Consider the following 21638-nt stretch of genomic DNA (forward strand, 5'->3'; position numbering starts at 1 on the left):
AGAGGAATGTGTTCGGCGTCGGGCCGCAATATCGCTCCCCAGTCGCCCTTCTTACCTTTGCTTTCCTATGCTTCTAATCTTCCGTTGCAGGCCAAAATTGACGTATCGGATATCTCCGGGTTGATACAGTTTGACGATGTCATGGCGTGGATCTCGGTCAGGCAAACCGCGCCATGGCTTAGCCTATACGCCGCTTGAAACCGGTGAGCTGCTCGCGCGTCGCCACGTTCCTAGGCGTGGTAGCTCACTCGTGCTTTGGTTGCCGTCAGTCGCTTGACATAGCGAGTGATGATCTTCCGTGGCGGATCCCCCGGTACAAAGCCTAATCACTTACTCAGAAGTTGAGAATATTGGAAGCAATGCGGAAGGCAGCGCACGGCGGGCGGTGACTTCCGCAGGCGCCGTCCCGACGGCTATCCCAGTCAGCGGGCGATCGTTGAAGTTACCCATCTGAACCGGCTGCGTCAGTGGCTGCCCGGATCCTTACATCGTCGCCTGGAAGTTGGCGGCTACACGCTGGCGCAGATAGTCTTCCGCGCTGATCGGCGCGTATTTGCCGGACGGGCTTTCGATCATCACGTCGCGGTTGGCCTGGCAGAAAAAGGCCACGCTGTAGCGCGAGCCCTGGTATTCGTGCGGCTGCGGGTTGCGCACGCGGTGGAAATTGGAGGGCAACTGGTCATCGCTCCAGCGCATCAGCATGTCCCCGATATTGCAGGTGATGATGTCATCCGCCGGCTCGATGCTGGTCCATTCCTGGCCCTCCATCTCCTTGCCCGGACACAGTTGCAGGCCGCCCTGGCCCGCGCGCTGGAACAGTAGCGTCAGGCAGTCGAAATCCGTATGCGCGCCGGCGCGCCACAGTCCAGATGGCACCGAGGGATCGCTCGGGAAGTAGTGCAGCAGGCGCAGCGTGCTCTGGTAGGTGGGTCGGGACGGGTCGTGCGCGCGGGTGAAGAAGTCGCGCGCGAAGCCGAGCTTCTCGGCAAAGCAAGACAGCACGCGCATGCCGACCTGCCAGCATTGCGCCTCGAACGTCAGCATGACAGCGCGAAACGCCGGCAGCTCGTCTTCGGTCGGCCACAGCGGCGCCATGTGCGGCAGCGTGATCTGGTACGACTCCTTCTGGTCGTGTGTGCCCGTGGACGGTCGCACCTGCGCCTTGCTCTCCCAGCCGCTGTTCAGTGCCCGCTGCAAGGGGTACTGCGCCTTGACGGCGTCCGGCAGGGCGAAGAAGCGCTGTGCCATCTCGAACGCTCCCTGGACCTGCGCCAGGTCGATGCCGTGGTTGACGAGCTGGAAGAAGCCGACATCGGTGGCGGCTGCCCACAGCGCTTCGGTGATCTCCGGGCGGCGCGCCTCGAAGTCGGAAAGGTCGATACGGCGGACTTCACGCGCATGGGTCTCGGAACCCCGGCCGCCCATGCGGGCTTCCTTGTCGAGTTCGGTCAGCGTATGAGGAGAGGCGGTCAGCGTAGTCATGTGTGCTCCGTGCGAAAGAAGGTCGATGGGAGTCGGACCCGGAGCGGCAGGCAACGCGCGGAAGCATGAGCAGTCGATCCGGGCAGTGCAGTCTTGAAGCTCCGAAGGTAAGCAAGCCAAGCCGTTGCGGCCCGACCTGTTCCGACTTCAAGAGCAATTCCCGGCCAGCCGGCACCACATGCGCGACTGGTGAACGCTTCTACTCTCGCCAGCGACAATGCAAAGTCCACGCCAGGCGGTGAGGCCAGTCAGGAGAGGGGGAATTGCGCGGTGGACGCACCAGTGGAAATCCCGATGCACCGCCAACGTGCATGTCGTGCACAGCGATGGCGTGCCGACATGGCCGGGGCGGCAACCATGCACAGGCCTCTCGCACCGCCGCAGATGGCATGGAAGTTGCGGAAGTACGGGCGAGAGTAGAAGCGTTCACTGTCGCGCCAGGAGCCGGACGGCTTTTCGGATCATCGGCGCGACAGCCGGAAATTGCTCTTGAAAGCCGCGCCTGCGTCCGGTAGTCCGGGCCGAGGCCGTGCCTTCATGACGCATGCCCGGCATCCATGGAACCGCTCGGGCTCTCATCATGGCGCGACCGCAGGCGTGTTGAACGACAGCTCAAACCACGCCCCGCCATGACACCTCGCCTCTTGCTCCGCCGCCTGCTCGGGTTGGCAGCCATTGCCGCCACCTGCTGGTCCGCCAGCGCCTTTGCACTCGACAAGGTCATTTTCCTCACCTCCTGGTACGCCCAGGCCGAACACGGCGGCTTCTACCAGGCCGTTGCCACCGGCCTCTACAGGAAATACGGCCTCGATGTGCAGATCCGCATGGGCGGGCCGCAAGTCAACGGCATGCAGATCCTGGCCAGCGGCCAGGCAGACTTCCTCATGGGCTATGACCTGCAGGTACTCAAGAGTGTCGAGCAGGGTGTGCCTGTCACCACGGTCGGCGCCTCGATGCAGACCGATCCGCAAGGCATGATGACGCATGAAGACGTGAAGAGCCTGGCGGACCTGAAGACACGCACCATCCTGGTCTCCACCTCCGGACGCACGACCTGGTGGCCGTGGCTGCGAGGCAAGTACAAGCTCGATGAATCGCAGTCGCGCGTCTACACGTTCAACCTGCAGCCATTCTTTGCCGATCCCAATGCCGCGCAGCAGGCCTACGCGTCGTCGGAACTGTTCAGCGCCGACAAGGCGGGCGTGAAGTCGCGCTTCTTCCTGTTTGCCGATGATGGCTACCCGCCCTACGGCACCACCATCGTGACGATGGAGAAGACCGTCAAGGAAAGGCCGGACCTGGTCACCCGTTTCGTGCGTGCCTCGATGGAAGGCTGGAAGAGCTACCTGGCCGACCCGGCGCCCGCCAACGCGCTCATCAAGCGTGACAACCCGAACATGAAGGACGACCAGATCGCCTATGGCCTCGAGAAGCTCAAGCAGTTCCGCATGATCACCGGCGGAGACGCCGCCACGCAGGGCATCGGCGTGATGACCGACGCGCGCTGGCGTAAGACGCGTGATTTCATGGTCGAGGTAGGGTTGCTCAAGGCCGATGTGGACTGGAAGCGCGCCTACACCACGCAGTTTGTCAAGGACCTGAAGGTGATGCCATGAAGACCGCATTGCTTGCTGAATCTGTGTTCTATTGGGGAGGCCGCCATGTCGCTCGTCTTTCGTAGCAGTCGCACTGCTGCCGTCCCGCAAGGGGGTGGAAGCCAGCCGCCGCTGGATGGCGTGCGTGCCGCCGATGCCCCGGCGTTGTTCGCCAACCAGGTCGAGAAGACGTATCCGAACGGCACCGTGGCCCTCGAGCGGGTCAGGCTAGCCATCCAGCCGGGCGAGTTCGTCTCACTGCTCGGGCCGTCCGGCTGCGGCAAGAGCACGCTGCTCAAGTTGTTTGCCGGACTTGAACAACCGTCGGCTGGCCATGTGCGCTGGTGGGGCCGCCCTGCGCTCGCCGCGGGAATCGGCACGCCAGGGCGTACGTTCGCGATGGTGTTCCAGGAGGCAACGTTGATGCCATGGGCGAGCGTGGCGGACAACGCGCGCCTGCCGCTCGATCTGGCCCGCATGCCGCGCGCGGAGGCCGACGAGCGCGTACGGCGCGCCCTCGCGCTCGTTGGCCTCGGTCACTTCGGAAAGGCGTACCCGCGCGAATTGTCCGGCGGCATGCAGATGCGTGTGTCGATCGCGCGCGCTCTGGCCGTACAACCCGACCTTCTGCTGATGGATGAGCCCTTTGGCGCGCTGGACGAGTTTACGCGCAACAAGCTCGATGCCGACCTGCGCGCACTGTGGGCCGAGCGCGGGCTGACAGTGGTGTTTGTCACGCACAGCATCTACGAGGCGGTCTATCTGTCGAGCCGCGTGATCGTCATGGCGGCTCGCCCGGGTCGGGTCATTGCTGACGTGCCGATCGAAGGCCCAGCCGTGCGCGACGATGCCTTCCGCGTGTCGCCGGCCTTCATGCAGTACTGCGCACAACTGTCGGCTTTGCTGACACAGGCCAATACCGGTGCGCCGGCGGCCGACTGATCCCTGGAGAACCCATCATGAACCCTCCGTTGTTGTCCCGTCCGGCCGTACAGCGCGTGGCAGCGCCGCTGGCCGTGGGCATCGTCCTGCTGTTCGCCTGGCAGTCCGTCTGCATGGCATTCGACGTGCCGTCCTATCTGGTGCCGTCGCCCGTGGCCATCGGCAAGACGCTGGCTGAGGACTGGTCCCTGTTGTTCGGTTCCCTGTGGGTGACGCTGCGCATCACGTTGCTGGCGTTTGGGCTGGCCGTGGTATGCGGCACGGTCGCTGCATTCCTGTTCGTGCAGAGCCGGCTGATCGAGGCGAGCCTGTTTCCCTATGCAATCCTGCTGCAGGTCACCCCGGTGGTGGCGATCGCGCCGCTGATCATCATCTGGGTCAAGGAGCCGACGCTGGCGCTCGTCATCTGCGCGACGCTGGTGGCGGTGTTTCCGATCATCTCGAACACGGTGCTCGGCTTGCGCAGCGTCAACCCGGGACTCGCCAACCTGTTCCGCATCAATCGCGCGAGCCGTTGGGACACGCTGGTGCGCCTGCGTATTCCGAGCGCACTGCCGTACTTCTTTGGTGGACTGCGCATCTCGTGCGGTCTGGCGTTGATCGGCGCGGTGGTGGCGGAGTTCGTGGCCGGCACGGGCGGCACCGGTGCCGGGCTGGCGTACCAGATCCTGCAGGCGGGCTTCGCGCTCAACATTCCCCGGCTGTTTGCCGCGCTGTTCCTGATCACGGTGACGGGTATCGCCCTGTTTGTGGCCATGGTTGCACTGTCGCGGCTTGCGCTGTCCCACTGGCATGAAAGTGAACTGGCATGACGACCCCTTCTGAACAACACGCATCCCTGCTGATCCGCAACGCTGCCGCCATACTCACCGGGCAGGACGGCAGCCCGGGCCGGCCCGAGCGCAGTCCCGGGCCAGATCTGCGCATCGTGAATGGCAGGATAGACGCGATCGGCCATCTGAGGCCGCTACCCGGTGAACGCGTCATCGATGCGACGGATTGCGTCGTCTATCCCGCCTGGGTCAACACGCACCACCATCTGTTTCAGTCGTTGCTCAAGGGCGAGCCGCAAGGGCTGAACCTGACGCTGACGCCCTGGCTGGGCGCCACTCCCTACCGGTTCCGCGCGGCGTTCGACGAACATGCCTTCCGTCTGGCCGCCCGCATCGGCCTGGTCGAGCTGGTGCGCAGCGGCTGCGGTACGGTGGCGGACCACAACTATCTGTATTACCCCGGCATGCCGTTCGACGGCTCGGCGATCCTGTTTGAGGAAGCCGATGCACTGGGGCTGCGTTTCGTGCTCTGCCGCGGCGGCGCGACGCAATCGCGCGGGCTCGAGAGTGCCTTGCCGCAGGCGTTGCGCCCGGAAACGCTCGATGCCTACCTGGCCGACTGCGAACGGCTGGCCGCGCGCTATCACCAGTCCGGGCCCGGGGCGATGCGCCGCGTAGTCATGGCGCCCACGACGCCGCTGTATTCGATGTCACCGGAGCAACTGCGTACATGCGCGCGCACGGCACGTCGCCTTGGCATCCGGCTGCACAGCCACCTGTCTGAAACTGTGGAATACCAAAACGCCGCCAGCGCCCTGCACGGCACGCTGCCAGTCGCGTTCTGCGGCGAGCATGAGTGGCTGGGGCCGGATGTCTGGTTCGCGCATCTCGTCAAGCTCGCTCCGGCGGAAATCCGGATGCTGGGCGAAACCGGGACGGGCATTGCGCACTGCCCGCAGAGCAATGGACGGCTCGGCAGCGGCATCGCCGACATTCCAGCACTGGAGGCAGCCGGTGTGCCGGTGTCCATCGGTGTGGATGGTGCGGCCTCCAACGAGGCGGCGGACATGATTTCCGAAGCCCATGCCGCATGGCTGATGCAGCGTGCCAGGCGCGGTGAACTGGCGCGCTCGCATGCCGAGGGCGGCCAGGGCGAAGGTGGCGCCGATGCCGCGCGCGTGGAGGACGTGGTGCGCTGGGGTAGCGCCGGCGGTGCGGCAGTACTGGGGCTGGAGGGCGTCGGCACCCTTGCGCCGGGGCAGGCTGCTGATCTCGCGGTCTACCGACTCGACGATCCGCGTTTCTTCGGGCTACACGATCCGGCCATTGCCCCGGTGGCCAGCGGTGGCCGGCCAACGCTGCGAGCACTACTGGTAGGCGGTCGCGTGATCGCCGAGGACGATGCGCTGCCGGGCGTGGACCTGGCCGAATTGGGCGCCCAGGCGCGCGAAGCCGTTGCGCTGCTGAAGATGCGGGCACGCGGGGATTAGTACACGCCCGGAAAGAAAGCGTCACCTATAAAACAAAAATCGATATACCCGATGCCACCGGCACCCAAGCACCACCACACCGAGCCCACGCCAGGTGGCACGAATAAAAGCACGAAGACATAAATGGAACCCGACAGGGTTCCCATTACACAACGTTCCAGCAGGATTAATTCACAGAGGTCTAAACATGCAGAAGCAGTACAAGCCGGCACTGAAGCTGGCGGCGGTAGCGGCTACCCTTCTTTCCGGCGCGGCCATGGCACAGTCCAGCGTCACGCTGTACGGCCAGGCTGACATGTTCGTTGGCGGCGTCAAGAGCCCGGGCGTCGGCGAGCGCGCCTGGGTCGCCGACTCGGGCGGGATGCAGACGTCCTACTGGGGTATTAAGGGCGCGGAAGACCTGGGCAGCGGCACCAAGGCCATCTTCGACCTGGACGGCTTCTTCCGCACCGACAGCGGCAGCGGCGGGCGCTTCAACGGCGACTCGATGTTTAGCCGCGGCGCCTACGTCGGCCTGCAGAACGATACCGCGGGCACGTTCAAGCTGGGCCGCAACACCGCGCCGTACTTCATCTCGACCATCCTGTTCAACCCGCTGGTCGATTCGTACGTGTTCTCACCGACCATCTTCCACACTTACTTCGGCGCGACCAGCGGCGCGGTCACCGATCCCGGCATCATCGGCGATTCGGGGTGGAACAACTCGGTGTTGTACAGCACGCCGAACTTCGGCGGCCTGACCGCCAACTTCATCTATGGATTCGGCGAACAGCCGGGCGCCGCGGGCAAGAACAAGTGGGGTGGCAACGTCCTGTACTTTGGCGGCCCGTTCGCCGCGACGGTGGCATACCAGCAAGTTCGCTTCAACAATGCGCCGACCGACTTGGCCAGCGCCGGTCTATCGCGCCAGGACGCCGCCCAGGTGGGCCTGTCCTATGACTTCAAGGTGGTCAAGCTGTTTGCCCAGGGCCAGTACATCAAGACCCGTGCAACCACGGCGCCGTCCGGCAACATCAAGCACGTCAACGGCCAGTTCGGCGCGTCGGTGCCCATCGGCGCCGGCAGCCTGCTGGCTTCGTACGCTTACGACAAGACCGACAATTCGCTGGGCGATTTCAAGCGCAACACCTTTGCCGTTGCCTACGACTACAACCTGTCGAAGAGGACCGACCTCTACGCCGCTTACTACTACGACAAGATCACCGGCATCGAGCACGGCGATACGTTTGGCGTGGGCGTGCGCCACAAGTTCTGAAGACGTCACCGTCTTACCGGCGGTACCGACGACGGACCGCCAACTCATCCAAACAGGAACGAAGATGAGTGCGTTTGAATACCTCGAACCTGCAACGCTTGCAGAGGCGTCGGCGCTGCTGCACCGTTGCGGCGGTCGGGCCAGCGTTCTGGCGGGCGGCACCGACTTGCTCGTGCAGATCAAGGAATCGCATCGAAAACCGTCCCACGTCATCAATATCAATAAGATCCCGGGCATGGATGTACTGGCATTCGATCCGGTCGATGGCCTGAGCATCGACGCGCTGGTTACGACGCGCGAAGTGGAGACATCCGATGTCGTGCGGCGCCACTATGCCAGCCTGGCCAAGGCCGTGAGGGAACGGATGAGTTGGTCTCGCGCATAACGATTCCGACGCCACGCATGAGCACGCAGCAGACTGGTGGTGGCAATCACCGGTGGCTGCTGTGGCCCAACACCCGCCGTTGGCTGGACGAGCCCACTAATGGCAGGGACGGTCGGTCAGTGACGATGGACACCGGATCGGCCCGCGAGCATTCCCACGGACATCAGTTATCGCGAAAGCGATCGAACGTTGGCTGATCTCATGATCGGGCGTTCTCGGTGTGGACGAGAGTATCTTCTCTGCGGCCATCTTTGCAGTTCGCAGTTGCGACAAGGCCTTTTGCCACCAAAACGACTTTGCCTGTAACACCCTGCTCTCCAAGCAACTGATGCGCCCGTCTTGCCTCAGCCAGAGAAAACCTTTCCGCAATCAGCGGCTTGATTCTCTTCTGTTGAAGCAAATCGAATAAGGTGATCAGGTCTTGGCGAAATAATGCTGGCCGCATTCGCTTGAGCCACTGAATGCTATAGGGAACGACGCGCTTCCGACCCGGGAGAATGTAGCTCGCGGCAATGAACAAACCGAAGATGGCGAGTCGTTGGAAGCGATTCCTGCGACCTGAGCGACCTGACGCCACTCGCCCTCCTCGCAGCGAGGCAGAGAGTCCATAAGCCACTACCGTCCCGCCGGGACGCAGCGCCTCGCGGGAACGCCAAATATTGGGTCCGCCGATGCCATCAAAAACGACGTCCACACCCGATCCCGTGAGGCGGTGAATTTCATTCACAAAATCAACCTGTTTGTAATCAATCGGGATCCCGCCCAAAGCAGAAATCACAGGCGTATGTTGCGATGAGCAAGTCCCGTACATCTTGAGACCGGCAAGTCCCCCGAGTTGCATCAGTGCCGAGCCGACGCCGCCTGTCGCGCCATGAATCAACACGCTCTGGCCCGCTTTGACTTTCGCAGACCGATGTAACATCTGGTAGGCCGTGACGTAGTTCAGCACTAGGCTGACAGCCTCGGCGGCGTCCAGTCCGAAAGGCACGGGAATAAGTTCACGCTGCGGCAGACAGACGAACTCGGAATACGCGCCAGTGATGGGCAGCGCGGCGACCAACTGATCTGAACCGACCTCGGAAACTCCGGCGCCAAGTCGATCCACCAGTCCAACCAGATCCCACCCCGGTGTGAATGGCAGAGGAGGCGTTTCGGGATGAAAGCCTTCGCGCATCATCAGGTCGGGCTGGCACACACCCGCTGCCAGCACCCTTACTCGCACCTCACCGTTCTTTGGCTCAGGGCACTCTTCATCTATCACCTGAAGCGAATCAGGGCCACCGTAATGAGTGACTATGACGCGCGAGTTTTTCATTTGACGGAGCCGTCTCGGTAGCAGAACTGCGCGGCGGATTGCCGACGTCTATGTTGTCTTAGTCAAGGATTGGCACGACCAGGTCCGTGTGTCCAAAGCCTTTCGAGTAGTCAAGGACAGAAATGACAGTGGGCGTCACTCGGAATATCCTCACCTCGTTCCGGGTAGGCATTGGTACGGGCAACTTGGTTTGCTGTGGATACTTAAGGGGAAGCATGTGCAGTACGTCGTCCGCCTCGACGGGGTCGAGGACGGGCTTCGCACGCGCTGCCATGGACAGTCCCGTGATCGCCATCAAGTCTGAGGTATCGTCATCGATGGTCAGGGATACCCGGTCGTCCTGAGCTAGATTTGCTGCTTTCTGGCTTTCCAGGCCGCATAGGAAGTAGAGGACAAGGCCTTTGCTGACGTAGCCCACAGTGGTCGCTTGCGGCCAGCCATCCGGCCTGATCGTGGCAATCGTCATGACCCGGTGGTGCTCCAGTAGCGCCAGGATCTTCTTTCCGATCTCGTCATCCATGATGACTCTCCCTTGCAATCGGGACACAGGGTACCGCTTGCCAACGCTTCGGAGATGTCTCGATTGCAGAAGAGGCAAAACCAAGAGGAAACGCCAGTCCGATGGCACCCGGCATGCTCAGGAAGGCCGCGGTGCGCGGCGCCACAGCCATCGACCTTTGTTTCATGATAGAAGCGGCAGATCCTTGCTTGTTGACTTGTATCAATCAAGTTCTGCATCGAACTCTGCGAGGCGTGGCAAAGGCGGGGCGGCTTCCGGCTCCTTCGACCGTCGCCAGGCGCCGCGCGAGGTCGGCAGGGATGCAATTCGCTGGCTGAAATCACGTCTGATTTAGTCCACTAAAGGAAATGCTCCTGGGCGAGCATGGGTGGAAACCAATGCGAACGGTACCCTTCAGGGCAGCTTTGGACACATGAAGCTGTACGGCTGCAATTCCCGCGGAGGGTGGTCGGGAAGCGACTTTCGTCATACCTTCCTGGGGCGATTACCGGGAAGCGATGGTCGAGTCGCCTGATAGCGGCCATTGGAGAGGAGCAACTTGCAGGCGGCTGAGAAGGATAGAAAGGCGGCCGTCATACGACTGCGCCTCGTCAGAGGCCCAGTCGATTCCGAAGACATGTTGTGCTTCCTGACTGCCGCGCGAGGCCCTGCCCGTAGATGCGTCACCGCCGAGTGACGCATCTGGGAGTGGCGTAACTCATTGCGTCTTTGGATACCCTACATAGTAAACGCCAATGACACCTCCACTGGCGTCGTGAATTGGCTCATATCCAGTGGTGTATGGCTTACCGAGGATGTCAGCGTCACCGTAGTAGGCGCCACCGCCGCGTATTGCCGCCATGGCCTTTCCCTTCGGGTCAAGGACAGTGCCGATCGCCCTCGACCCATCGTCCTTCAGTACATTCGTCGCTACGCGCACGAAATCATCGCCGCTTTTGACGAACAATGTTGCCGTGCCGCCATGCTCCTTCTTGACTTCATCGACAACGGCAAAGTTGTTGTTCATTTTGGTCGCGCCAAAGTACAAAGCTGGCGCCGGTTTTCCTGCAACAGCATCTTCTCCCCTAATCCCCGGTGCGCCCAATTTGGCCGTCTTAGCCTTCAGTGATGCCATGGCTTGCTTTACGTTTTGCGGTGTTTGGGCATAGCTCATGAGCGGAGCGAAGACGGGCAATGCAAGTGCAAAAATCAAAGGGGCAACCAATCGCCCTATAGCACCTGCGGGATTTGCTTTTGCCATTTTTATCCCCCTTGGGGCAGCGTCGCCGAGAGGCGGGACGGCAACTTCCCCGGGACTGGGGCAGCGTGCGCCTTAGTCCGTTTGGAAGTATAGGCAGCCGGCGAGGCGCTGCACGAGTTGCACGAGGGCGATACCGCACAGTGCCTTGTGGAGTTGTCGCGATGTGCACAACACATGCAGGTGCCTACCCGCGTCGCCGTACGTTGGTCGCTTTTCAGGCTAGGAAGCGACGAGCGACCGTGGATCGTCCCGGTGAATTTCAGATTCATTCATTCTGACAAAAAAATTCCTTGTCACAGGTTTGCAACAGATTTTAGCGAATGGACAACGATGGCCGGCATGTCCTCGTTCGTACTAACGCACTGAAAATTGGCACTATCCGCCTTCCTGGTTGGTCGCCATGGTGTCAGCCGCTGCAGGCCTGTGCCGATTGCGACATATTGAAAGTGAAACGTTTTAATACAATTCAATTTAATTGGCCTGCCTATTCATGCCGGCTTCTTGCCTCACAGCAGGCCTGGCACGACTCTCGCTACGTTCGACTCCACATCCCGGCCTGACATAACGCCAGAACTCGTTGTCGCATTACAGTCGAGCACAAGCTTGAATTGCTAAGCGAATTAGGGCTGCCCCCGGTAAGGAGTTGCTCATGAGGCTCACCGCCCCCCTTCTGCACACTGCTTGGCGGCAAGTTATTGCCATAAGCGCCCTTACATGCTGCGCTGTCGCGCATGGCGAGCCGGCGGCAACAACGGAACAGAAGTTTCCACCCGGCTACCTGGAGTCTGTTTCAACGGGTTATGAGAACGGTCAAGTCCCCCAAGCGCCTGCCCCAGAAAAGACACCAGCAACGACGCCTAGCCCAGCGGCCCAGCCTCTGCTTATTGCCCAGCCTCCGGCCCCTAATTCCCAACCAAACAAGAAAAAGCCCAGCAAGTAGCCAAGAAAATTTCAGCAATGCTGACTATAGGCGTGAAAAGAGCCCTCTGGAATAATGCGCTTGTCGCCTTGCCAACAGGCGGGGGGACTACCGCTTCGCAACTGGAAGGGGGCATGCAATATCTGTCGCCAGAACAGAAATAGGCAGGGCCGTTTTGAAGTGACACACATACCTCGCATATTACAAAGGCGATGAAGTGAGAAAAAAATGAGCCCGTGAGGCAGGGACCTCAACGGGCTCACAAATTGTCCTTTCTGTTTTTTTGGAATGGAAGTTATCGAATTTTTCGAGAAAACCCAACAATCTTGAGGAAGCGTATAGCGAGTTCGAAAGAATTACTAGACGCTTGGTATGTTCAAATTTGAAACGCAACGCCACCCGTTTTACTTTGTCCGCCTGCCGATAGCTCTCACGCAGTGACAACGTTCTGTATCAGGTCCTTGCCCTCACTCTGCAGGTTCCCGATTGCCAGGCCCACCTCCCACCACTGGAAGGCATCGATGGGAAGGCAGTGGTGCATCAATACCGACGCCCCCCGGGGGATTAACTCCGGGTCTAGCCATGCTAAGGCGTCCACCCCCGACAGTACGATTGGCCGGCCATCATGGACATCGGTCAGCCCCCCTTTAGCATCATCGGTAATGATGACGAAGCCCGCGCCATCAGGCTGAACCGTGGCGCCAGGTTCCCAATATGCCAAGGCTGCGAGGAAGCACGGTCCATCCCTGCGACTTATAAATTGTGGCCGCTTGATGCCTTGTATCGTTGGCCATTCGTACCAGCCGTCCACCGGGACAATTACCCGCTGCCGCTTCCGCCAAAGTGCCTTGAAGTAGTCATTCTTGGCTACCCGGTCTACCCGAGCGTTGGAAACCGAATGTGTAGGATAGGGCAAACATGGCTTATAACCCCAATGGACGGACTCGGCAGTTGTGACGCGTTCATCATGTAGCTTATGTAGCACAACGGGACTGTCATCGGGGGCGATGTTATAGCTCTGCCAGGTTCCCGAGTAGACGCATTGGACCCCCAGTTCGGCTTCCCATATGGCGAACGAGCTGAATTGTGCGATGCGCCTACACATGATGCCCTCGTCTTGTTTTGCATCAAAGTATCTCCATGGGCGCATCTCATGGCAATGGCTTATGTGAGCCAGCAGACACAAACAGATTTCCTGTAGGCAATCACGTTCTGACCGTGTTTGCTGTAGTTGTGCATGCCAGCTACAGGGTTGTATGCGTTCGAAGCGGTCAAAGCACGCAAGGGGTGGCATCACTTCTATCACTTCAGCTGTTCCACAAGCGCTGCCGACGTACCTTCACTCAACCAAGCGCACATGTCGGCGAGCTGCTCTAGCGAGCCGTGCAGTATTGCCTCTACCGTATCGTCCATGCGGTTTCGGACGCAACCGGTGGCACGATGCCGCCCCGGTCTACGGTTCCTTGCCAGTTTAGCTATCGGCTCCTGTATTCCCTGGTTGCCTCTCGTTGAGCGGCTTGCAGGCTTTCCGGCCAAGTGCTTTACCTTACTGTTTGTTACGCGGCGCCAACCCGTCTCAGGCTATATTAGGGGTGAGTGAGGATTACTCTCGACATTTTTAAGGGGACGTGATGTTCAAGAAAACACTGGTAGTTGCCGTCGGAAGTCTGCTGCTTGGCTTGAGTCTTACTGCTTCTGCGCGTGGCGGTGGTGGAGGCGGTGGTGGCAACTTCGGTAGCGCGGGTCCTAGCCACGCAAGCAAAGAGGCCATGACAAATTCCAATGGCTCGTTTTCCAGCGACCGCGACAAGGGCCTACAGCGTGCTGAGGACCGGAGAAGCCTGGAAGGCTCGAGCCACGAAAAGGCACAAGACAATCGCATGCATCGGAACACCAAACACGCGCAGAAGCACTGAGTTTGGAGTTGACTAAGTCCGACTATCTTGCTCTTGCGCGGGTTATCCGATGCCAGATTGGGCGCCGCGCAAGCAAGTTCGGAATTCACGGCTTCCGCCACACTGAACTTCGATACACCGACTGAACGATTCCATCAACCCGTTGCACCGACCGTTGCATCCACAGTCGTAAGGCGCCGGTCGGCCGTAAAGCTGACAATCGATAATCTTTAGACGAGAGGGGGTGTGTGGCAACGTACAACAGTTACGGGTTGACGCACCGGATGGTTCCGGATGAGCGCCGAGGGCCATAATCGGCCAATTTCGGCCCTCGGCCCTCGGCCCCCAGCCTTGCCAAGTCATTCGAACGTCGGCTGACCTCTCTACTCCGGACACGCAGGCTCGATACTCATGCCACCTCGAGAGGTACCACATTCACTTTCGACCGTACGGCAATAATGCCGCCAGGATTGCAGCCATCGCCGCACTTGCCGCAAGGCAGTAAATCGCCGGGTTGAAATCACTCGACTGGCTGCGCGCAACGCCCACGAGCCACGGGGCGAAGAATCCAGCAAATCCGCTAATCGCGTTCATGAGCGCGATGCCACTTGCCGCTCCAGCTCCGGAAAGAAGGGACGGGGTCTTGATTGGATCCCGAGTTCCAGCGATTGAATGACGCCATGCGACGTGAGTCTCACGGGTAGCCGCCGCCGGAAACTCGCCGGATTTCCTCGGCCACGATGGTGATCAACGCTTCCGTGGCCGTACTCAGCGGCCGCTGCGGATGGCTGACGCAGACCAGGTGTCGCACGATGCGCGGAGCAACAATGGCATGCATGCGTAGCCGGCCGTCTTCCACGGCCCGCTGCACCACGATGCGCGGCAGCACGGTAGCAAAGCGCGTGGCTTGCACGAATTGTACGATGGTGCCGAGGATGTCGATCTCGAACTTCGGCGCAAGGGTGACATCGTGCGCCTGCGTGGCCGTATCCAGCACCACGCGCAGGCCATGGCGCTTGGTCGGTAGCACCAACTCCAACCCCGGCAGCTTCGCCATCTCTACCGATTCCGGTAGTTCTGGACCATGCGCGGCACTGGTCACCAACACCATCTCCTCGTCATGCAATGGCTGCACCTGTAGCGCTGGCCGGCCGCGCTGCCGGTGGACCACCGCCGCGTCGAGCTGGCCGGCGGACACAAGATCGATCAGCGCGGCGCTGAAACCGTCCGCCACGGATACCTCCACATTCGGATAGCGCACGTTGAAGCGCGCTAGCGATCCCACCAGCACGCTCTCTGTCTCAGAGGCGACCATGCCCAGCGCGATGCGGCCGGCCATCTGCTCCTCGCGCTGCATCATCTGCTGCCGCGCGCTCGCGAGGTCGCGCACGATGGGCAGGAACAGGCGGTACATCATCCGGCCAGCAGCCGTAGGCGCCATTCCATGTGGGATACGCTCGAATAACTTCTGCCCAAATTCCTCTTCCAGCCGGGCGATCTGCATGCTGAGCGCCGGCTGCACGATGTTGAGCCGCTTCGCCGCCCGTGTGACGGAACCGTCCTCGAACAGCGCAATGAAGTACTGAATTTGTCTGAGGTCCATCTTCGGATAGGTATCAATAAAGATGCATCACGTCATCATTTACTGTGATGCGATTCATCATGTGAGTGCGGAAAAAAACTTAAATTATGGATTATTAGAGACAAAGTCGCGGCCAAAGTGACGGCCACTTCTATCAGAAATAATGATTTTGTTTATCAAAAAACAATATTAGTACTTATATCTCGATCTCACTAATCTCTGTTTGACGTTGCACGGTCCTGGCCGCTTTCCGGCCCGGTTCCGTCGCGTGAAACGGAGTCGCAAATGAAAAGATTCGATGCCGGCGAAACGACCGGCACGGTACAGGAGACTCGGCCGGCACCCCACGTCGGTCGCCCAATGGCGCGCGTCGAGGACGCCGCCATCCTGACCGGCCGCGGCCGCTATGCCGACGACCTCGGCGTCCGGCCCGGTACCCTGCACGCCGCCATCCTCCGCTCGCCGCACGCGCACGCCGAACTCGGCGCCATCGACTTCGCGGCGGCACTTAGGGCACCGGGCGTGCGCGCGGTGCTGACGGCCGCTGACCTGCCCGCCTGCTCCCGGCCCTTCGTGGTGGGCGTGAAGGCGCCGATGGAGCAGTGGGCGCTGGCAATGGATCGCGTGCGCTACGTAGGCGAACCGGTGGCCGTAGTCGTGGCCGAAAGCCGCGCGCTGGCCGAGGATGCGCTCGACCTCGTGCGCGTGGATTACCGCGCGCTGCCACCGGTGGTGTCGATCGAGGCTGCCGTGGCAGGCGACGCCCCCGTGCTGCACCCCCGCCTCGGCAGCAACGTCGCCAGCGATCGCCATTTCTGCTACGGCGACCCCAAGGCCGCGTTCGCCGCCGCGCCGCACCGCGTGACGCTGACCGCCCACTACCCGCGCAACACCTGCACACCGATCGAGTGTGGCGTGGTAATTGCCGAACACTTGCCGGGCGACGAGGGCTATCAGGTCACCTCCAACTTCATGGGGCCATTCTCGCTGCATGCCGTCATGGCGATGGCTCTGCAGGTGCCCGCCAACCGCCTGCGCCACGTCGCTCCGCGCGACTCTGGCGGCAGCTTCGGCGTCAAGCAGGCGGTGTTTCCCTACGTGGTGCTGATGTGCCTCGCCTCGCGCAAGGCCGGCGCGCCGGTGAAGTGGGTGGAGGACCGGCTCGAGCATCTGAGCGCCGCCACCTCGGCCACCGCGCGGCTCTCCACCGTGGAAGCTGCCGTGGAGGCCGATGGCCGCATCGTTGCACTATCGTACGATCAGCTCGAGGACTGCGGCGGCTACCTGCGCGCGCCGGAGCCCGCTACCTTCTATCGCATGCATGGCCTGCTGACCGGCGCCTACGCGATCCCCAACCTGCTGGTGCGCAATCGCGTGGTGTTGACCAACAAGACACCGACTGGCCTTGTGCGAGGCTTCGGCGGGCCCCAGGTGTACTTCGCGCTGGAGCGGCTGGTACAGCGAATCTCTGTGGAGCTCGGCCTCGATCCGCTCGACGTCTACCGCCGTAACTTCGTGCCCGCCGACGGCTTTCCGTATCGCGCGGCGGCCGGCGCGTTGCTCGATTCCGGCAACTACCAATTGGCGATGTCACGCGCCCTGGAAGCCGGGGCTTACGATGAACTGAAGCGCCGCCGCGATGCCGCGCGCGCCGAGGGCCGGCTGTACGGCATCGGCTTTGCTGCCATCGTCGAGCCGTCGGTATCGAACATGGGCTACATCACCACCGCCACACCGGCCGAGGCACGCCGCAAAGCTGGGCCAAAGAACGGCGCTATCGCCAGCGCAACAGTCAGCGTCGACCTGCTCGGCGGCGTGGTAGTGACCGTCGCCTCCACGCCAGCGGGACAGGGCCACATGACCGTATGTGCACAGGTCGTGGCCGATGTACTCGGCATCGATCCCGCTGACGTGGCGGTCAACGTCGAATTCGATACCCACAAGGACGCGTGGTCCGTCGCCGCAGGCAACTACTCCAGTCGGTTCGCCGGCGCCGTGGCCGGAACCGTGCACCTGGCCGCTACGCGCGTGCGCGACAAGCTGGCGCGCATCGTGGCTTCCCACCTCCGTTGCGACCCGGCCGAACTGGTCTTCACCAACGGCCGCATTGCCCGCAAGAGCGCTTCGCCAGACACCGCACTCCCCTTCGCCCGCGCCGCCAGCAACGCGCCGCACTGGTCGCCGCAACTCCTGCCTGCCGGTGAGGAACCCGGCCTGCGTGAGACCGTGTTCTGGTCGCCGCCCAACCTCGACGCGCCGGACGAACAGGATCGCGTCAACACGTCCGCCTGCTACGGCTTCGCCTTTGACCTGTGCGGCGTGGAGATCGACCGTGCCACCGGCCGCGTGCGCATCGACCGCTACGTCACCGCGCACGATGCCGGCAAGCTGCTCAATCCGGCACTGGCCGACGGCCAGATCCGCGGCGCCTTCGCGCAGGGACTCGGCGCGGCGCTGATGGAGGAGTTCCGCTATGGCCCCGATGGCAGCTTCCAGTCCGGCACGCTGGCCGACTACCTGCTGCCCACCACGTGCGAAGTGCCCGACCCGGTCATCGTTCATCTGGAAACGCCGAGCCCGTTCACGCCGCTCGGGGCCAAGGGGCTCGGCGAGGGCAACAATATGAGCACACCGCCCTGCGTCGCTAACGCCGTGGCGGACGCACTCGGCGTGCGCGACATCCGCCTGCCACTTACGCCCGCCAAGGTGATGGCGATGATCGGCTTTGACGATCCGCCGCCGTCGCGCCCCGAACTGGCCGAAGCGGCGAAAGACGCAGCGCCTGCAAACGGCAAAGGCGGCAAGGCCGCGAAGGCCCTGTGCGCACGCGGGACGGTGGATCTCGATGCCACACCTGAAGCCGTCTTCGCCGTCCTGCTCGACCCGAAAGCGCTGGCCCAGGTCGTGCCCGGCTGCCACGCGCTCGAACGCATCGGCGATAACCGTTACCGCGCCGACGTAACCGTGGGCGTGGGCATGATCAAGGCGCGCTACGAAGCCGAGATCGCGCTGTCCGACCTGGAGCCGCCGCACCGGCTAAGGCTGGCAGGCGCCGGCCTGTCCTCGCTCGGCAGCGCACGCGGCTCCGGAATGGTAGAGCTGACCCCGCACGGCGACGGCACCCGTCTCGCGTACGACTACGAGGCCGAGGTGTCCGGCAAGGTCGCGGCCGTCGGCGGCCGCATGCTCGAAGGCGCGGCCAAAGTGGTGCTGCGCCAGTTGTTCGAATCGCTCGGCCGGCAGGCAGGCGGCAAGCCGGTGCGCAGTCCCGGATGGATCGCTCGCATGCTGGCGCTCTTGGGAGTTCGTCGATGAAACCCGCCGCGTTCGACTACCTGCGCGCCGAATCCACACAGCACGCGCTGGAGACATTGGCCCGTGCCGGCGAGGACGCCCGCATTCTGGCCGGTGGCCAGTCGCTGATGGCCGTCCTCAATATGCGGCTCGCGCAGCCGCAACTGCTGGTCGACATCTCTCGCACCGCCGACCTCAATACCGTGCGCGTAGAAGACGGCCATCTTGTGGTGGGCGCCGCAGTGACGCAGGGCAGCGTCGAATGGCGCGCATCGCTCTCCGACGAGGTACCGGTGCTCGCGCTCGCCTTCCCGCACATCTCCCATTTCCAGATCCGCAACCGGGGCACGGTGTGCGGCTCCGTCGCGCACGCCGACCCCAGCGCAGAACTGCCGCTGGTGCTCACGGCACTCGGTGGCGAGGTCGTGCTGCGCTCCTTGCGCCGCCGCCGCGTGCTGCCGGCCGCCGGGTTCTTCCAGGGAATGCTGATGACCGCGCGCGAGCCAGACGAACTGGTGGAAGCCGTGCGCTTCCCGCTGAGGCGGCCTGGCGCGCGCTACGGCTTCATGGAGTTCTCGGCCCGGCATGGCGACTTCGCGCTGGTCGCGTGCGCTGCGATCGTCACGGACGACGCCATCTCACTGGCCGTGGGCGGCGTGGCCGACCGGCCAGTACTGGAGAGCTGGCCACACCTGAAAGGCAAGGCGCTGGCCGAGGCCATCAACGATTTCAGTTGGAAGCTGGGCGCGCAGGACGACGCCCATGTTAGCGCGCAGTACCGCCGCCACCTGGTGCGGCAATTGGGCATGCGCGTAATCGAGGAGGCAAGATGAGCAAGACCCTACGTGGCGCGCCAGCCGGCACGCTCTCAGTGATGCGGCGCGACGTGCGCCGTCGCGTCACCCTGACCCTGAACGGCAGCGAGCGCAGCGGCCTGTGCGCTCCGCGCGAGCTGCTGTCGGACTTCCTGCGTCATGAACTCGGCGCCACCGGCACGCACGTCGGCTGCGAGCACGGCGTCTGCGGCGCCTGCACGGTGCGCGTCGACGGCGTAGCCGCGCGCTCATGCCTGATGCTGGCCGTACAGGCCAACGGCCGCGCCATCGACACCGTCGAGGGCCTCGCGCCGCGCGAAGGCCTGAGCGACCTGCAGGAAGCCTTCCGACGCCACCACGCCCTGCAATGCGGCTTCTGCACGGCAGGCATCCTGATGTCGTGCGTGGACTACCTGGAACGGGTGCCCGAGCCGACTGAGGCGCAGGTGCGCGACATGCTGTCCGGCCACCTGTGCCGCTGTACGGGCTACACGCCGGTCGTCGCCGCCGTCCTTGATGTCGCGGCCAGCCGGGCGCGGGCACGCCACGTGGAAGCGGCGACAGTCGGGGAGACCCGCGATGCTTGATCTCGGCCGCACTTTCCTGCAAAGCGTGGAGCGCAGCCCCAGCGCCCCCGCCATCGTCGACGGCGACCTGCTGCTGACCTACGAGCAATGGTTCGCGCGCATCCGCTGCGTGGCCGCCGGCCTGCACGACCTCGGCCTGCGCCCCGGTGATCGCCTCCTGGCCATCCTGCAGAACCGCTGGGAGGCGGCTACGCTGCACTGGGCCTGCCAGTTCGCCGGTGTGGTCATCGTCCCGCTGAACTGGCGCGCCAAGCCGGACGAGCTGGACTATTGCGTGCGCGATGCCGGCGCCCGGGCGCTGGTGTTCGAGCCCGTCAGCGCCGACGCCGTGCTGGAGAGCTCCGCCGCGCAGGAGATACCCTGCATCGCACTGGACCATGCGCCAGGCGGCTCGCTGTCATTCGACACCCTGCTCGACGTCACACCCCGGCTCGACAGCACATTGGCAACAGCCGACGACATCTCGCTGATGCTGTACACCTCCGGCACCACCGGCAGCCCGAAGGGCGTGCCGCGCCGCCACCGGCAGGAGCGCGCCGCCGCCCTGGCTCACGTCGCGCAGAACCTGTATCGGCGCGGCGAGCGCACGCTCGGCGTGATGCCGCTGTACCACACGATGGGCGTGCGCTCGCTGCTTGCCATGGCGCTGGTGGACGGCCTGTTCGTCTGCGTGCGGCGCTGGAGCCCATCGCAAGGGCTGCAGGCCATCACCGACCATCGCGTGAGCTGCCTTTATCTTGTACCTACGCTGTACCACGACCTGCTGGCCGACCCGGGCTTCGACAGCATGGGTGTCCGCACGGTCGCCAAGCTTGGCTTCGCCGGCGCGGCGATGAGCGACGGTTTGCTGTCACGGCTCGAACAAGCATTCCGCCCGGAGTTGTTCGTCAATCACTACGGTTCATCCGAGGTGTACACATTCAGCATCGAGCAGCGCGCGGGGCGCAAGCCGGGCAGCGCCGGTCGCGCCGGCCTCAATACACGGCTGCGCGTGGTACGGCTGGACGCCACTTCGCCTGAGGCGGTGACCGCTCCCGGCGAAGAGGGTCAGATCATCGCCGACCTGCGCGGCGATGAAGCGTTCGAAGGCTACTGGAACCGCGACGACGCCAATGCAAAGTCGCTGCACGAAGGTTGGTACTTCACCGGCGACATCGGCTACTTCGACGCCGACGGCGATCTCTTCGTGACCGGCAGAGTGGACGACATGATCATCAGCGGCGGCGAGAACATCGCTCCCGCCGACATCGAGTCGGTTCTCTCCCTGCATCCGGCCGTGGACGAGGTGGCCGTGGCCGGGCTGCCGGATCCCCGCTGGGGCCAGAAGGTAGTGGCCTTCGTCAAGCCGCGCGGTTGCGTGGACGCCCTGGCACTCGACACCTACTGCCGCGGCTCCGAACTCGTCAATTTCAAGCGCCCGCGTGACTACGTGTTCGTGGCCGAACTCCCGAAGTCACCGGTCGGCAAGATCCTGCGCCGCAAGCTGTCGGCCGGCGAATACACCTCGCTTTCCTGCCCTTCTTCCAACGTCCCGACCAAGGAGTAACGA

The 21638-nt window shown here is 62.8% G+C and carries 19 protein-coding genes; 11 read left to right on the forward strand and 8 right to left on the reverse strand.

Annotated elements, in window-relative coordinates:
* Window positions 1-483: 483 nt before the first annotated feature.
* Complete coding sequence (locus tag ACIGJC_RS26440; protein ID WP_483712403.1) at window positions 484-1482, reverse strand: isopenicillin N synthase family dioxygenase; 999 nt, start codon at window positions 1480-1482, stop codon at window positions 484-486.
* Window positions 1483-2111: 629 nt separating this feature from the next.
* Here ACIGJC_RS26440 and ACIGJC_RS26445 point away from each other — a divergent pair.
* The 6 genes from ACIGJC_RS26445 (at window position 2112) to ACIGJC_RS26470 (ending at window position 7922) form a co-directional block, all read left to right on the forward strand.
* A complete protein-coding gene (locus tag ACIGJC_RS26445) occupies window positions 2112-3098 on the forward strand; it encodes an ABC transporter substrate-binding protein (RefSeq protein ID WP_483712404.1) in 987 nt (328 codons plus the stop codon).
* Between the two features lie 45 nt (window positions 3099-3143).
* The gene (locus ACIGJC_RS26450) at window positions 3144-4019 is read left to right on the forward strand and encodes an ABC transporter ATP-binding protein (RefSeq protein ID WP_483712405.1); all 876 of its coding nucleotides are present in this window, start codon (window positions 3144-3146) and stop codon (window positions 4017-4019) included.
* Between the two features lie 17 nt (window positions 4020-4036).
* On the forward strand, window positions 4037-4831 hold the full coding sequence (locus ACIGJC_RS26455) for an ABC transporter permease (protein ID WP_483712407.1): 795 nt from the start codon (window positions 4037-4039) through the stop codon (window positions 4829-4831).
* Entirely contained in the window at window positions 4828-6282 is a 1455-nt protein-coding gene (locus ACIGJC_RS26460; RefSeq protein WP_483712409.1) for an amidohydrolase family protein, read from the forward strand. Before ACIGJC_RS26455 ends, ACIGJC_RS26460 begins: the two co-directional genes overlap by 4 nt.
* Before the next feature lie 187 nt (window positions 6283-6469).
* Window positions 6470-7537, forward strand: a complete 1068-nt coding sequence (locus tag ACIGJC_RS26465; RefSeq protein ID WP_483712410.1) for a porin — start codon at window positions 6470-6472, stop codon at window positions 7535-7537.
* Window positions 7538-7601: 64 nt separating this feature from the next.
* The gene (locus ACIGJC_RS26470; protein ID WP_483712411.1) at window positions 7602-7922 is read left to right on the forward strand and encodes an FAD binding domain-containing protein; all 321 of its coding nucleotides are present in this window, start codon (window positions 7602-7604) and stop codon (window positions 7920-7922) included.
* A 199-nt stretch (window positions 7923-8121) separates the two neighbouring features.
* Here ACIGJC_RS26470 and ACIGJC_RS26475 read toward each other — a convergent pair whose 3' ends face one another.
* From ACIGJC_RS26475 to ACIGJC_RS26495, 5 genes are all read right to left on the reverse strand, one after another.
* Entirely contained in the window at window positions 8122-9237 is a 1116-nt protein-coding gene (locus tag ACIGJC_RS26475) for a medium chain dehydrogenase/reductase family protein (protein ID WP_483712413.1), read from the reverse strand.
* Between the two features lie 58 nt (window positions 9238-9295).
* Entirely contained in the window at window positions 9296-9757 is a 462-nt protein-coding gene (locus ACIGJC_RS26480) for a pyridoxamine 5'-phosphate oxidase family protein (RefSeq protein WP_483712414.1), read from the reverse strand.
* A 697-nt stretch (window positions 9758-10454) separates the two neighbouring features.
* Window positions 10455-10997 (reverse strand): Cache 3/Cache 2 fusion domain-containing protein, encoded by a 543-nt coding sequence (locus ACIGJC_RS26485; protein WP_483712416.1) that lies wholly within the window; start codon window positions 10995-10997, stop codon window positions 10455-10457.
* A 1349-nt stretch (window positions 10998-12346) separates the two neighbouring features.
* Window positions 12347-13210 carry an SOS response-associated peptidase gene (locus tag ACIGJC_RS26490; RefSeq protein ID WP_483714398.1) on the reverse strand — a complete coding sequence of 288 codons (864 nt, stop codon included), beginning with the start codon at window positions 13208-13210 and terminating at the stop codon, window positions 12347-12349.
* 8 nt (window positions 13211-13218) lie between these two features.
* The gene (locus tag ACIGJC_RS26495; RefSeq protein WP_483712417.1) at window positions 13219-13329 is read right to left on the reverse strand and encodes an acylphosphatase; all 111 of its coding nucleotides are present in this window, start codon (window positions 13327-13329) and stop codon (window positions 13219-13221) included.
* Between the two features lie 218 nt (window positions 13330-13547).
* On the opposite strand from ACIGJC_RS26495, the gene ACIGJC_RS26500 reads away from it, so the two are divergent.
* On the forward strand, window positions 13548-13832 hold the full coding sequence (locus ACIGJC_RS26500; RefSeq protein WP_483712419.1) for a hypothetical protein: 285 nt from the start codon (window positions 13548-13550) through the stop codon (window positions 13830-13832).
* Window positions 13833-14246: 414 nt separating this feature from the next.
* Here the strand turns inward: ACIGJC_RS26500 and ACIGJC_RS26505 are convergent, their stop codons facing one another.
* Window positions 14247-14405: a hypothetical protein gene (locus ACIGJC_RS26505; RefSeq protein ID WP_483712421.1), complete on the reverse strand. Its 159-nt coding sequence runs from the start codon at window positions 14403-14405 to the stop codon at window positions 14247-14249.
* 100 nt (window positions 14406-14505) lie between these two features.
* The gene (locus tag ACIGJC_RS26510) at window positions 14506-15414 is read right to left on the reverse strand and encodes a LysR family transcriptional regulator (protein WP_020201288.1); all 909 of its coding nucleotides are present in this window, start codon (window positions 15412-15414) and stop codon (window positions 14506-14508) included.
* A gap of 264 nt (window positions 15415-15678) precedes the next feature.
* Here ACIGJC_RS26510 and ACIGJC_RS26515 point away from each other — a divergent pair, with 264 nt between their 5' ends.
* Genes ACIGJC_RS26515 through ACIGJC_RS26530 form a run of 4 tightly spaced genes read left to right on the forward strand, consistent with a single transcriptional unit; the run spans window position 15679 to window position 21635 of the window.
* On the forward strand, window positions 15679-18708 hold the full coding sequence (locus tag ACIGJC_RS26515; protein WP_483712423.1) for a xanthine dehydrogenase family protein molybdopterin-binding subunit: 3030 nt from the start codon (window positions 15679-15681) through the stop codon (window positions 18706-18708).
* Window positions 18705-19520: an FAD binding domain-containing protein gene (locus ACIGJC_RS26520; protein ID WP_020201286.1), complete on the forward strand. Its 816-nt coding sequence runs from the start codon at window positions 18705-18707 to the stop codon at window positions 19518-19520. The genes ACIGJC_RS26515 and ACIGJC_RS26520 overlap by 4 nt, the downstream gene beginning before the upstream one ends.
* The gene (locus ACIGJC_RS26525) at window positions 19517-20089 is read left to right on the forward strand and encodes a (2Fe-2S)-binding protein (RefSeq protein ID WP_483712425.1); all 573 of its coding nucleotides are present in this window, start codon (window positions 19517-19519) and stop codon (window positions 20087-20089) included. Before ACIGJC_RS26520 ends, ACIGJC_RS26525 begins: the two co-directional genes overlap by 4 nt.
* The gene (locus ACIGJC_RS26530; RefSeq protein ID WP_483712426.1) at window positions 20082-21635 is read left to right on the forward strand and encodes an AMP-binding protein; all 1554 of its coding nucleotides are present in this window, start codon (window positions 20082-20084) and stop codon (window positions 21633-21635) included. Before ACIGJC_RS26525 ends, ACIGJC_RS26530 begins: the two co-directional genes overlap by 8 nt.
* Window positions 21636-21638: the final 3 nt, after the last annotated feature.

Source organism: Cupriavidus sp. C3SS-1 (assembly GCF_057073755.1).

What these genes read in the sequence shown, in the direction of transcription:
- ACIGJC_RS26455 (WP_483712407.1), top strand. Translation starts at nt 4,037, where the DNA reads ATGAACCCTCCGTTGTTGTCCCGTCCGGCCGTACAGCGCGTGGCAGCG.
- ACIGJC_RS26440 (WP_483712403.1), bottom strand. Translation starts at nt 1,482, where the DNA reads ATGACTACGCTGACCGCCTCTCCTCATACGCTGACCGAACTCGACAAG.
- ACIGJC_RS26485 (WP_483712416.1), bottom strand. Translation starts at nt 10,997, where the DNA reads ATGGCAAAAGCAAATCCCGCAGGTGCTATAGGGCGATTGGTTGCCCCT.
- ACIGJC_RS26465 (WP_483712410.1), top strand. Translation starts at nt 6,470, where the DNA reads ATGCAGAAGCAGTACAAGCCGGCACTGAAGCTGGCGGCGGTAGCGGCT.
- ACIGJC_RS26450 (WP_483712405.1), top strand. Translation starts at nt 3,144, where the DNA reads ATGTCGCTCGTCTTTCGTAGCAGTCGCACTGCTGCCGTCCCGCAAGGG.
- ACIGJC_RS26500 (WP_483712419.1), top strand. Translation starts at nt 13,548, where the DNA reads ATGTTCAAGAAAACACTGGTAGTTGCCGTCGGAAGTCTGCTGCTTGGC.
- ACIGJC_RS26460 (WP_483712409.1), top strand. Translation starts at nt 4,828, where the DNA reads ATGACGACCCCTTCTGAACAACACGCATCCCTGCTGATCCGCAACGCT.
- ACIGJC_RS26445 (WP_483712404.1), top strand. Translation starts at nt 2,112, where the DNA reads ATGACACCTCGCCTCTTGCTCCGCCGCCTGCTCGGGTTGGCAGCCATT.
- ACIGJC_RS26495 (WP_483712417.1), bottom strand. Translation starts at nt 13,329, where the DNA reads ATGGACGATACGGTAGAGGCAATACTGCACGGCTCGCTAGAGCAGCTC.
- ACIGJC_RS26520 (WP_020201286.1), top strand. Translation starts at nt 18,705, where the DNA reads ATGAAACCCGCCGCGTTCGACTACCTGCGCGCCGAATCCACACAGCAC.
- ACIGJC_RS26505 (WP_483712421.1), bottom strand. Translation starts at nt 14,405, where the DNA reads ATGAACGCGATTAGCGGATTTGCTGGATTCTTCGCCCCGTGGCTCGTG.
- ACIGJC_RS26515 (WP_483712423.1), top strand. Translation starts at nt 15,679, where the DNA reads ATGAAAAGATTCGATGCCGGCGAAACGACCGGCACGGTACAGGAGACT.
- ACIGJC_RS26480 (WP_483712414.1), bottom strand. Translation starts at nt 9,757, where the DNA reads ATGGATGACGAGATCGGAAAGAAGATCCTGGCGCTACTGGAGCACCAC.
- ACIGJC_RS26490 (WP_483714398.1), bottom strand. Translation starts at nt 13,210, where the DNA reads ATGCCACCCCTTGCGTGCTTTGACCGCTTCGAACGCATACAACCCTGT.
- ACIGJC_RS26510 (WP_020201288.1), bottom strand. Translation starts at nt 15,414, where the DNA reads ATGGACCTCAGACAAATTCAGTACTTCATTGCGCTGTTCGAGGACGGT.
- ACIGJC_RS26530 (WP_483712426.1), top strand. Translation starts at nt 20,082, where the DNA reads ATGCTTGATCTCGGCCGCACTTTCCTGCAAAGCGTGGAGCGCAGCCCC.
- ACIGJC_RS26475 (WP_483712413.1), bottom strand. Translation starts at nt 9,237, where the DNA reads ATGAAAAACTCGCGCGTCATAGTCACTCATTACGGTGGCCCTGATTCG.
- ACIGJC_RS26470 (WP_483712411.1), top strand. Translation starts at nt 7,602, where the DNA reads ATGAGTGCGTTTGAATACCTCGAACCTGCAACGCTTGCAGAGGCGTCG.
- ACIGJC_RS26525 (WP_483712425.1), top strand. Translation starts at nt 19,517, where the DNA reads ATGAGCAAGACCCTACGTGGCGCGCCAGCCGGCACGCTCTCAGTGATG.